Source organism: Paraburkholderia phenazinium (assembly GCF_900141745.1).
Taxonomy (GTDB): domain Bacteria; phylum Pseudomonadota; class Gammaproteobacteria; order Burkholderiales; family Burkholderiaceae; genus Paraburkholderia; species Paraburkholderia phenazinium_B.
Genome location: NZ_FSRM01000002.1, coordinates 2,283,488 through 2,294,342, shown reverse-complemented (window position 1 = coordinate 2,294,342; position 10,855 = coordinate 2,283,488). Strand labels below are relative to the sequence as shown.

Sequence of the window (10,855 nt, the reverse complement as noted above, 5' to 3'; positions counted from 1 at the left end):
GCGTCAGGCCTTCCTGGAAGGCTTCAACCCGTCACCGCGGTTCACGCTGCACTGCACGGCCCAACGGCCGCCGAGCGCGGGCGCGATGTAACCGATCTTCTCCACTGGTTGCTTCGTTACAGGATGCCGCCCGTTGAATTCGATCCAGCCGCCGCCCTGCTCGACCGCGCGCCAACTGGCCTCGCGGATCGCGCTCTGGTCGTCGCCGGGCAACGCATCTTTTCGCAGCTTGCCGGCCTTGCCCGGGTCGGAGCCGAAGGCACGGAAATAGTCGTCGCGATCCGCCACCACGATATAGAGGTCGCGGTCGCGAAAGCCGCCCTGCGGGTCGTGAAAACGACGCACGGCAACTTCGGGCCCCTCGCTGTCCACCAGTTGCGCCGCACGCTGCGCCATGGCGCGTGCCTCGTCGGCACAGCCCTGGCGTAGCCGGATATATTTGACGCCGTCGCTGAGCCGGTCGGCACGGGCCTGCAACTGACTTGCCGTTTCCACCGACCCGCCGACCATCTGGCCATTGCGCTGGGTGATGTCGTCCAGCACCTCGACTGCCTGGGCGATCTCCTGCAAGCCGATGGTCTGCTCGCTGCTCGAGCGTGCGACGTCGCGCAGCAACGCGGCTACCTGGCTGACCGCATCGACTGCACGCGTCAGCAGATTGCGGCTGCCTTCAATGGCTTGCACGCCGTCCGTCACCTCGTCGCGAGAATGCTGGATCAGTTTTTTGACTTCCGCGGCGGCCTGCGCGCTACGCTGCGCCAGGGCCCGCACTTCGGAGGCGACCACGGCGAAACCGCGGCCGGAATCGCCAGCGCGGGCCGCTTCCACTGCGGCGTTGAGCGCAAGGATATTGGTCTGGAAAGCGATGCCGTCGATCACGCTGAGCATCTCGCCCATCTCGTGCGAGCGCTGCTCGATGCGCTCGATGCTTTCGACTGAAGCGCGCACCGCCTCCTGCCCCGCAACCGCATCGGCATGTGCACGGGCGGAGCGCTCATCGGCTTGCTGTGTCTGATTGGTGTTATAGCGCACGGCTTCCAGCAAGGTCTCGAGCGAGGCACGGGTTTGCTGAAGGCTCGCAGCCTGCGATTCGGTGCGCTGCGACAGCGAGGTGGCGTGTTCGGTCGCCTCGGCGCCGCCCATCGCGATCAGTTCCGCTTCGCTGCGAATGCGAGCCACGATCTGCGAAAACTGGTGGGCCAGCAGACGCCCCTGTTCGCCGAGCGCCGCCAGTTCGTCGCGTCCGGGCAAGGATACGTCCCGCACCAGATCGCCTTCGCACAGCGCCTCGAGTTGGGCCCGCAAGATTGAGATGGCGCGGAACAGGCCTGCCCCGAACCAGCCGAAAATCACCAGGAACTGCGCAAGGCCAAACGCGGCGCCATAGTAGCCGTACCAGCGGGCCGCGGCGACCGCGCCAATCGCGCTAAGCGCGACAATCGCCCATTGCACGCGCAGATTCCAGCGGCGCAATGCGGAGCCAAGCGGGAGAGGCGAGGATGATGAATGCGACGGGCCCGCGGCAACGCGTGGCGTCTGTTGACTGGCTGACATGGATCTCCCCCAAACCGCAGTGGCATTGCCTCCGATCGCCGGCCAGATGCATGGGATGCAACCTGGAAGCACGTCGCGGTGGGCATATACGTTCTTCTGGCGATTCTGCCATAGCGGGTGTCGCGCGGTTATCGCAAGTGGCCTCATCTCGCATCTATTCTGTTTATCGGACGAGCGGGACGCAAACGGGACGCGCGCGCGGCAGCGTCGTCAGCGGTGCGCCGCAAGCAGCAGGTCCAGGAATGACTCAGCGCTGCGAGTCAGGGGTCTTGATTCCTCGACGATCGCGCAAAACGGTATGTCGTAGGACGGCGATTGCGGCAGCACCGCGAACTCATAACGCGGCGACAGTTGCGCCGCATAGTGTTCGGGCAGAAGACCGACGTAGCGCCCCGTCGCCACCAACGTTGCGACTGCTTCGAGTCCGCTGGCTTCCGGACCTTGCCGGAAGGCGTGAGTCGCGAGCGCGTCTTCGACGAACGGATGCGGGCGATACACGAGCGGCCACTCGCCCTTCTCGCCGGGTGCATCGCTAACCGCGCCCTGCGCCGGCCGGTAGTAGACGCGATGCGTTTCGGTGAACAACGGATAGTGACGGAAGGCCCGCGCACGTTTATAGACACCTCGAATCGCGATCTGCACGCGTCGCTCGGCGAGCGCCGTGCCAAGATCGCCGAACGTCATCACCTTCAGCGTCGGCGTGACCAGCGGTGCGATGCGGTTCAACTCGCCGAGCGCATCCGCGACCTTGCAGTCCTTGTGCGTCATCACGTGCTCGGACATGCCAAGCACCAGCGGCCCGGACAACAGGCCACGTACCGCATCGACTTCCGGCTTGATCCGCTCGAGTGCTTCGAGCGCCTGCAGCGAGACGCGCAACGCCACCTGGCCGCCTTCGGTCAGTTGGAAACCTCCGGGTCCCCGTTCGCAGAGCTTCAGCCCGAGGCGCGCTTCGACCTCGTTGATATGCCGGCTGATCGATGCTTTAGACATCAGCAACGTGCGTTCGGCGGCAGCGAAACCACTTGCTTGCGCGGCTGCGCAGAAGACCCGCAGCGAACGAAGGTCGCGCTCATCGAGAGGCATCTTTTTCATCGCGGCAACGTCGTCGAAAGGTCTTGGTTTTCGGAACCATATCAGCACAAAAATAGTTATTCAAAACTATTTTGACTGCCTACATTGGCTGCTCAGCAATCGCTTAACCCCTTGCCGGAAAATCCATGACCACGCTCAATCGACGCAAATTCATTACGCTGGCAGGCGGTGTTTCGCTTGCGTTGGCGGCGCCTTCCTTCGCGTTCGCCGAAGGCGGTTCGTTAGCCGACATCCGCAAGCGCGGCAAGCTGACGGTCGGCACCGAAGCCGCTTACGAGCCGTTTGAATTCGTCGAGAACGGCCAGGTGGTGGGCTACGGCCACGACATCCTGGGATACATGGCCGGCAAGCTCGGCGTGCCGCTCAACCAGGTCAATCTGCCGTTTCAGGGCCTGCTGCCGGGCTTGATGGCACACAAGTTCGACTTCGTCGCGACGAGCGTCGGCATCAACCCGGAGCGGGCGAAACGCTTTGCGTTTTCCGAACCCGTGGGCGTCGTCGATACCGTGCTGGTGGCGCGCGCCAGCGACGCTGGCATCACCAGGCCCGAAGATGTTGCGGGCCACGTGGTGGGCACGCAGATGGGATCGTCGTCGCAGCCTGTCGCGCAAGCCTTCGATACGCAACTGAAAGCCAAGGGCGCCGGCTACTCGGATCTCAAGCTGTTTCAGGCCTATCCCGACGTCATGGTCGCGCTATCCAACAAGACCGTGGACGTGAGCATCATGCCGTCGAACATCGTCGCGGTGCTGATGAAGCGCGAGCCGGGGCAGTATCGCGTGATAGGTAAAATCGGAGATCCGAAAGTGCTGGCGTGGGTCGCCCATCCAGACGACAAGGAAATCCGCGCGTTCATCAACAGCTCGCTCGACGAGCTAACCAGGAACGGCCAGCTCGCCGGCCTGCAAAAAAAATGGTTCGGCTACACGATGAATCTGCCGACCAGCGGTTACCTGCCTGAAGGCGCGGTCTGACGCGGGACGCTCAATGCCGTCCTTTGTCAGCGCACAGATCACCGCGCTTGAGCCCTTCCTTCACGACGTGCTGGGTGGCGCGCTGATCACGATCGCGGCGAGTGCACTCGCATTTGCGATCGGCATTGTGTTCGGTTCGATCCTGCTGGTTGCGCGTCTGCTCGGCGGCCGTGCGCTGGCGTGGCTGGTAGTCGGCTACGTCAGCGCGATTCGCGGCACGCCCGCGCTGATCCAGATGATGGTGGCGTACTACGTGCTGCCCGCGGTGCTGAATCTGCCGCTGTCGCCGCTAGAAGCCGGCGTTCTTGCGCTTGCCATGAATACCGGCGCATACGTGTCGGAAATCCTGCGCGGCGCGTTCAATTCCCTCAGTGGCGGCCAGTTGCCCGCCGCGCGCGCGCTCGGCATGCGCTCCACGCAGGCCTGGCGCTACATCGTGTTTCCCCAGTTGTTCTATCGCTCCATCCCGCCGCTCACCAACGAATTCACCATGCTGCTGAAGGCGTCGTCACTGATGTCGATCATCGCGGTCCATGATCTCGCGACCGTGGCGCGCGACGCCACGCTGCAGACGAACTTGCCGCTGCAGGTCTTTTCCGCCACAGCAGTCGTCTATTTTGGAATCCTGTTCGTGGCGTCGTCGGCATCGCGCGGGCTCGAGCGCCGGGTGGCGAAGGTATTGCCCAATGTCCATTGACCCGTCCATCGTCGAGCAATCGGTCGGCCCGCTGCTGAAGGGCCTGAAAGTCACCGCGCAGGTCTGCGGGCTCGGCATTCCGCTGGGCATTGCGGCGGGCACGTTGGCCGCGTATCTGTATGGATCCCCAGCACGTCTCGCGCGTTCGGCCGCGTTGACCTATGTCGAGATTGTGCGCAATGTGCCGTTTCTGATTCTTGTCTACCTCAGCTTTTTTGGCCTGCCGAAGCTCGGCATCTCGATGCCGGCGTTTGCGATCGGCGTGGCGGCGACGGCGTTTTATACCGGTGGCTATTTCTGCGAGATCCTGCGCGCCGCATTCGGCAGCCTGCCGCGCGGACAGTTGCAGGCGGCGCGCTCGCTCGGCCTGTCGGAATGGGACGTGCAGTGCCACGTAGTCCTGCCGCAGATCTTCGGCTATCTTGCCCCGGCGACGACCAGCCTCACCATCATGATGTTCAAGGACTCTTCGATTTTCTCGGTGATGAGCCTCTCCGAGCTCACGTACCAGAGCAACCTGCTCACCGCCGATACCTTCGCCTACGTCGAGGTGCTCGGCACGACCGCGCTGATCTACTGGGTGTGCAGTGTGCTGCTGGACCTTGCCGGCCAGTGGTCGGAGCGCTACGCAACCCGTTACCGGCGGGCCTGAGAGGCAATGCTTTACGCCCCTTTTTTAATTCAGTTTGATAAGGAATACAGATGATGGAAAAGCCACTCACCGTCGCACCGAAAACCGGCCATAAAACCCTGCTCTACGCTGACCTCGCGCTGGACCTCGACCACCTGGAAGCAGACATTGCCGTGCTCGGCATGCCCTACGGCGCTGCGTATTCGGCCGCCGATTTCACCAACGACCAGACCAACGCGCCAACAGCGATCCGCCAGGCGACTGATCGCGTCGTGCGTTCGCCCGGTCATTACGACTTCGATATCGACGGCCCGCTGCTCCAGGAGCGCGATGACATTCGCTTCGTCGATTGCGGCGACGTGATCGCGGACCTCGCCGCCCCCGGCAGTCACTATCAGCGCGTCGAAGCGGCCGTCCGCAAGATTCTCGCCGCAGGCGCGCTACCCATTGTGATGGGCGGCGACCACGGCATCACGACACCGGTGCTGCGCGCGTTCGATTCGCTGGGGCCCATCACGCTAGTTCACGTCGACGCTCATCTCGACTGGCGCGACGAGGTCAACGGCGTGCGCGAAGGGTTGTCGAGCCCTATCCGGCGAGCCTCGGAAATGACCCACGTGGCGAAGATCGTGCAGATCGGTCTGCGCGCACAGGGTAGCGGACGCCCGGAAGAACTTCGCGCGGCAAAGGCGTACGGGTCCGAACTGATAACCGCGTACGAACTGCACGACATCGGCATGGATGCGGTGCTCGCACGCATTCCCGATGGCGGCAACTACTACCTGACGATTGACGCCGACGGCCTCGATCCCTCCGTGATGCCGGCTGTAGCCGGTCCCGCACCCGGCGGCGTAACTTTCTTGCAGGCCCGCAAGCTGATTCATGGCCTCGTGCGCAAGGGTCGCGTGGTCGGCATGGACATCGTCGAAATCCAGCCGGCCAAAGACATCAACCAGATCTCGTGCATGACGGCCGGGCGGTTGATCCTGAATCTGATCGGCAGCGCGATCCGCGCGGGCTACTTCGATCGCCTCAGCTGACAGTGGTAATCAATTGGAGACGCACAGCATGATGGAACATACCCGTATTCGTCCGTTCAATACCCGGGACACTTATCCGGAGCAATCTCTCGACAACGACCTCGCACAAGCTGTCGTCGCCGGCAACATGATTTTCCTGCGTGGCCAGATTGGCCAGAATCTCGACACGCATGAATCGGTGGGCATCGGCGACGCGGCCGCGCAGGCCGAGCAGGCGATGGCCAACGTCAAGATGCTGCTCGAAGAAGCCGGCAGCAAGCTGGCAGACATTTGCAAGGTAACGATCTATCTCACCGACGTAAGGTATCGCGAGGCGGTCTACCGCGTGATCGGCCGCTGGCTCAAGGGCGTGCATGCGGTATCGACCGGCTTGACGGTGGTGGCGCTTGCGCGGCCGGAATGGGTCGTCGAAGTGGATGTCATCGCCGTGAAATCGTAAGAAGCCCAGTGCTAAAGAACCGCCGCCGCGCCGTCCGGCGGCGCGCACTCGTCCCCTGCCCGACCGGATTGCACCCATCCCCGCCCCAGAGAACCCGAAAACGAAACCCAGGCAGCCTCGCTTCACCCCCGTGCAAGCATTTGTGCGTCCCCGGACAAGTCCGCGAAATTTCCTCCACCTACGCTTGCACTAGTGCGATGCAACAAGGCGTGCATGGGGTACGCCTTTGACATCTGCCGCTCAGGGAGTCTCGGGATGCATACCAATCTTGTCGATCATAGGCATGGCTTGCGACGTGCCGGCGGCACGGGTCGCCGCTGGCATGAACTGCTCCTCGGCGCCATCTGCCTGCTGGCGCTGCTGATAACGGGCCACGCCAGGGCAGCCAGCGCGGCCGTGCCTGGCGAATGCAAGGCGCTGCAGGCGAAATATCCGCAATTCAAGGGCAAAACCTTCGTCAATGCGATCAACCCGCACACGCCCGGCTATGAAGCACTAGACCCGAACGATCCGAGTAAATACGTCGGCTTCGATATCGACCTGGGCGAAACCATCGGCAATTGTCTCGGCTTCACGATGACATACAAGCCGGTTACGTTCGCCGCGCTGTTGACGACCCTGCAAAGCGGTCAGGCCGATATCGTGATTTCAGATATTTACGCAACGGAGGAGCGTGCCAAGGCTGCGGACTTCATTACCTACTCGAAGGTGTTTGACGGTGTGCTCGTCGCCAAGGGCAATCCGAAGAAGATTACCGGTATCAATCCGTCGCTGTGCGGCACGGCCGCCGCGGAAAACACCGGCTACGTCGAAGTACCGCTGATCCAGAACCTCGCGCCGGCTTGCAAGGCAGCCAGCAAGCAGGAAGCTGCGGTGCAACTGTACGACAACAACGCGAACTGCATTCAGGCGATCCTTTCGGGCCGCGCCGATACGTACGTCAACGACGTGAACACGGTAGATCAGGCGGTGAAGGCGTACCCGGATCAACTGGAAAAGGCGACCGCGGTGACACTGCCGTATTCGGTTGGTATCGGTGTACCGAAGGACAAACCGGAGTTCCGCGCAGCCGTGATGGCGGCACTGGTCGCGATCCAGAAGGCCGGCATCCAGACCGACCTGTTGAAGAAGTGGTCGCTCGGCGCTGAAAATCTCGAAACACCCAAGCTGATCGTCTCGAACTGATGGACCTGTTCCTGCACTATCTCGCGCTGCCGTATCTGCTCAAGGGCATCGGCTTCACGATCGCAGTCACACTCCTTGGGCTCGCCGGAGGGCTCGTCGTGGGGCTGGTGCTCGCCAGCATGCAACTGAGCAGAGTCGGGCCGCTCGCTCTTTTCGCGCGCGGTTATACGGTGATCTTTCGCGGCACACCGCTGATCTTGCAACTGGTGTTCGCGTACGATGCACTGCCGCATATCGGGCTGAAGCTAAGCGCGATCGGCGCAGCAGGACTCGCGCTGGCGGCCAACGAAGGGCCGTTCATCGCCGAGATCCTGCGGGCCGGTGTGCTGGGCGTCGAACGGGGACAACTGCTCGCCGGACAGGCGCTCGGCATGACGCCCACCGTGCTGCTGCATCGCGTCATCGCACCGCAGGCAATCCGCATGATCGTGCCGGCGCTTGGCAATGAGTCGGTGAGCGCGTTGAAGAACTCATCGCTTGCATCGGTGATCGCCGTCGACGAGCTGACACTGCGCAGCACCCAACTCGCCTCGTCGACGTTCGACTTTTTCTCGATCTTCTTCGCCTCCGGATTGATGTACCTGTTGCTGACCGGTGCGATTGCCGCGATCCAGTTGATCGCCGAGGCCGCGCTCGACCTTGACCGCCCAGCGTCTGAACGCTTCGCACGCTTGCTGCCGTGGCGCCGCATGAGTGTCGCGGTGAGCACGTCTCGCGCGAGTATGCCGTCAGCGCCCGATGCATCGCTCGAACAGCCGCCGCTCGCCACGCTCCGCAAGCCCGACCCACAGCCGGACCGCTCGAAACGCTACGCAGAACTGACCAGACAACGCGCGGCGGTTCAGGTCAGCGACCTCTGCAAACGCTACGGCGACCAGACCGTGCTGGAAGGATTCGACCTGACGGTGCGCGCCGGCGAGGTCGTCGCGCTGCTCGGGCCGAGCGGGTCCGGCAAAAGCACGCTGCTGCGCTGTATCAACCATCTCGAACAATGGAACAGTGGTGAAATCCGCATTGATGGGCAACGGCTCGGCTTTCGTGTCGATGGCCGCCCGATGACCCCGCATGAGATCGCCAACGAGCGGGCAAGCGCCGGCGTCGGCATGGTGTTCCAGCATTTCAACCTGTTCAGTCACCTGACGGCCTGCGAGAACATTGCGGGACCGCTGCGCTGGGTACACGGCATGGCGCCCGCCGACGCCGAGCGCCGTGCGCGCGAACTGCTCGAAAGCGTCGGTCTCTCGCAGCGCGCCGATGCGTTGCCCCGTCATCTTTCCGGCGGTCAGCAGCAGCGCGTCGCGATTGCCCGCGCGCTCGCACCGCGACCGCGCGTGCTGCTGCTCGACGAACCGACCTCGGCGCTCGACCCCGAGCTCGTCGGCGAGGTGCTTGAAGTGATCCAGCGGCTCGCCATCGAAGGCGGTCTGACGATGATTATCTCGACGCACCAGTTGCGTTTCGCCGACGAGGTGGCCGATCGCGTCGTGTTCATGAGCGGCGGCGCGGTGGTTGAAGAAGGTCCCGCGCACGAAATCCTCACGCATCCGCGCCATCCGCTGACCATGCGTTTTCTGAACGTAATGGGCGCCGACAGCCGGCTTGCAGTCCCATCGTGATCGTCGCCGTCAATGCGCTCTTCCAGACCGCGCTCAATGCATGCGTCTTCGCATCGGCTGCGATCATCCACACGATTGCCCACCGCCCGGCTTCGCGCGCGGTGCTCCCAGCGAGGTTCAACCCAATATGAAGCACCACACCCTCCCTGTGTCGCCAGAGACCGTTCATTGGGGCTATTTCAGCAAAGCCGTCGCACCCGCATTGACCGTGCGCTCCGGTGACCGCGTCACGATCGAGACACTCACGCACCATGCCAACGACGACCACGAGCGGATGATCGATGGCGACCCCGGCGCCGAGAGCGTCTTTCACTGGACCCGCGAGCACAAGGCGGTCTCGCGACGCGGTGCCGGCGCAACCGAAGGCCCTTTCACGCTAGGCGCCGGCGAAGGCGTCGGCGTGCATCTGCTGACCGGGCCCATCGCTGTCGAAGGCGCTGAACCCGGCGATGTTCTCGAAGTGCGGATCCTCGACGTGCGGCCACGACCGAGCTGTCATGCATGCTATCGGGGCCGCTGTTTCGGTTCCAATGTCGCGGCTTCGTGGGGCTTTCAATATCACGATCTGATCGAGGAGCCGAAGCCGCGCGAGGTGGTCACGATCTTTGAGCTCGATACCTCCGGCGAGCCGTTTGCACGCGCCGTCTATAACTACGTGTGGACGCCGCAGACCGATCCGGACGGCATCGTGCACGCGAGCATCGATTATCCCGGCGTGCAGGTCGATCATGCGTTAGTCAAAAAGCGCGAGAACATCATGCCGAATGTGAAGGTGCCGGCCCGGCTACACTTCGGCACGATGGGACTCGCACCAGCCGAATCCGACTACGTCAGTTCGATTCCACCCAGCTACAGCGGCGGCAATATCGACGACTGGCGGGTCGGCAAGGGAGCGCGGATGTACTACCCGGTCGCCGTCGAGGGTGCATTCTTCTCGGTCGGCGATCCGCATGCGGCACAAGGCGACAGCGAACTCGGTGGCACGGCCATCGAAACATCGCTGACGGGCGACTTCGAGCTCGTACTGCACAAGAAGAGCGACCTGGACGGCACGAGTCTGGAGGGTCTCACCCACCCGATGCTCGAAACGGACGATCAATGGTCCGTGTACGGGTTCACGTTTCCCAACTACCTGGCCGAACTCGGCGCGAACGCACAGCTCGAGGTGGCCCAGCACGCCAGCCTCGACAGGGCGATGCGCGACGCGTTCCGCAAGCTGCGCCGCTTTCTGATGACGGTGCACCGGCTCAGCGAGGACGAGGCCATCGCGCTGATGTCGGTTGCCGCCGACTTCGGCGTCACTCAGGTCGTGGACGGCAACTGGGGCGTACACGGCTCGATCCGCAAGAACGTGTTCGTGTGAGACACGCTCCAGCGTTCGAGGTGCCGATCGACGCAACAGGTCGCGTCAGGGAAATCAGATGCGCCAGCGCGGTGCATATGCGCGAGGCTGGCGCACACGCGCGCACGACGAAGGTGGACCCTGGCTCGCTGCGCGTCGTGCAGACGCGCCGCAGCACCGTGACGCTCAATGGCGCGAAGGTTGCTTTCAGGTGCACGACATGACGCGCCCAACCCGTCTGATCCAGGCGCAAGGGTACCGGGCGCCGCGCGACGCAGGTGC

The 10,855-nt window shown here is 63.2% G+C and carries 10 protein-coding genes and 1 pseudogene; 9 read left to right on the top strand and 2 right to left on the bottom strand.

Annotated elements, in window-relative coordinates; all coding sequences use genetic code 11:
- Positions 1–3: 3 nt before the first annotated feature.
- A complete protein-coding gene (locus BUS06_RS30190) occupies positions 4–1,554 on the bottom strand; it encodes a methyl-accepting chemotaxis protein (protein ID WP_074268003.1) in 1,551 nt (516 codons plus the stop codon).
- A 210-nt stretch (positions 1,555–1,764) separates the two neighbouring features.
- Positions 1,765–2,649: a LysR family transcriptional regulator gene (locus BUS06_RS30185; RefSeq protein WP_074268002.1), complete on the bottom strand. Its 885-nt coding sequence runs from the start codon at positions 2,647–2,649 to the stop codon at positions 1,765–1,767.
- A 125-nt stretch (positions 2,650–2,774) separates the two neighbouring features.
- On the opposite strand from BUS06_RS30185, the gene BUS06_RS30180 reads away from it, so the two are divergent.
- The 9 genes and pseudogenes from BUS06_RS30180 (at position 2,775) to BUS06_RS37620 (ending at position 10,797) form a co-directional block, all read left to right on the top strand.
- Complete coding sequence (locus BUS06_RS30180; protein WP_074268001.1) at positions 2,775–3,623, top strand: transporter substrate-binding domain-containing protein; 849 nt, start codon at positions 2,775–2,777, stop codon at positions 3,621–3,623.
- 13 nt (positions 3,624–3,636) lie between these two features.
- A complete protein-coding gene (locus BUS06_RS30175; protein ID WP_074268000.1) occupies positions 3,637–4,320 on the top strand; it encodes an amino acid ABC transporter permease in 684 nt (227 codons plus the stop codon).
- A complete protein-coding gene (locus BUS06_RS30170) occupies positions 4,310–4,972 on the top strand; it encodes an amino acid ABC transporter permease (RefSeq protein ID WP_074267999.1) in 663 nt (220 codons plus the stop codon). Before BUS06_RS30175 ends, BUS06_RS30170 begins: the two co-directional genes overlap by 11 nt.
- Before the next feature lie 53 nt (positions 4,973–5,025).
- Positions 5,026–5,991, top strand: a complete 966-nt coding sequence (locus BUS06_RS30165) for an agmatinase (protein ID WP_074269374.1) — start codon at positions 5,026–5,028, stop codon at positions 5,989–5,991.
- Between the two features lie 31 nt (positions 5,992–6,022).
- A complete protein-coding gene (locus BUS06_RS30160; protein WP_217272857.1) occupies positions 6,023–6,430 on the top strand; it encodes a RidA family protein in 408 nt (135 codons plus the stop codon).
- 255 nt (positions 6,431–6,685) lie between these two features.
- On the top strand, positions 6,686–7,615 hold the full coding sequence (locus BUS06_RS30155; RefSeq protein WP_083611679.1) for an ABC transporter substrate-binding protein: 930 nt from the start codon (positions 6,686–6,688) through the stop codon (positions 7,613–7,615).
- Positions 7,615–9,231 (top strand): amino acid ABC transporter permease/ATP-binding protein, encoded by a 1,617-nt coding sequence (locus BUS06_RS38615; RefSeq protein ID WP_074267997.1) that lies wholly within the window; start codon positions 7,615–7,617, stop codon positions 9,229–9,231. The genes BUS06_RS30155 and BUS06_RS38615 overlap by 1 nt, the downstream gene beginning before the upstream one ends.
- 130 nt (positions 9,232–9,361) lie before the next feature.
- A pseudogene (locus BUS06_RS30145) lies at positions 9,362–10,594 on the top strand (acetamidase/formamidase family protein); the annotation flags it as partial.
- Positions 10,591–10,797, top strand: coding sequence for a hypothetical protein (locus BUS06_RS37620; RefSeq protein ID WP_143787682.1), 207 nt, complete (start codon positions 10,591–10,593; stop codon positions 10,795–10,797). The pseudogene BUS06_RS30145 and the gene BUS06_RS37620, both read left to right, overlap by 4 nt.
- The last annotated feature ends 58 nt before the right edge of the window (positions 10,798–10,855 follow it).

Excerpts from the sequence above, each read along its gene's own strand:
- BUS06_RS30155 (WP_083611679.1), top strand. The coding sequence starts at position 6,686 with ATGCATACCAATCTTGTCGATCATAGGCATGGCTTGCGACGTGCCGGC.
- BUS06_RS30185 (WP_074268002.1), bottom strand. The coding sequence starts at position 2,649 with ATGAAAAAGATGCCTCTCGATGAGCGCGACCTTCGTTCGCTGCGGGTC.
- BUS06_RS30160 (WP_217272857.1), top strand. The coding sequence starts at position 6,023 with ATGGAACATACCCGTATTCGTCCGTTCAATACCCGGGACACTTATCCG.
- BUS06_RS30165 (WP_074269374.1), top strand. The coding sequence starts at position 5,026 with ATGGAAAAGCCACTCACCGTCGCACCGAAAACCGGCCATAAAACCCTG.
- BUS06_RS30170 (WP_074267999.1), top strand. The coding sequence starts at position 4,310 with ATGTCCATTGACCCGTCCATCGTCGAGCAATCGGTCGGCCCGCTGCTG.
- BUS06_RS30175 (WP_074268000.1), top strand. The coding sequence starts at position 3,637 with ATGCCGTCCTTTGTCAGCGCACAGATCACCGCGCTTGAGCCCTTCCTT.
- BUS06_RS30180 (WP_074268001.1), top strand. The coding sequence starts at position 2,775 with ATGACCACGCTCAATCGACGCAAATTCATTACGCTGGCAGGCGGTGTT.
- BUS06_RS30190 (WP_074268003.1), bottom strand. The coding sequence starts at position 1,554 with ATGTCAGCCAGTCAACAGACGCCACGCGTTGCCGCGGGCCCGTCGCAT.
- BUS06_RS38615 (WP_074267997.1), top strand. The coding sequence starts at position 7,615 with ATGGACCTGTTCCTGCACTATCTCGCGCTGCCGTATCTGCTCAAGGGC.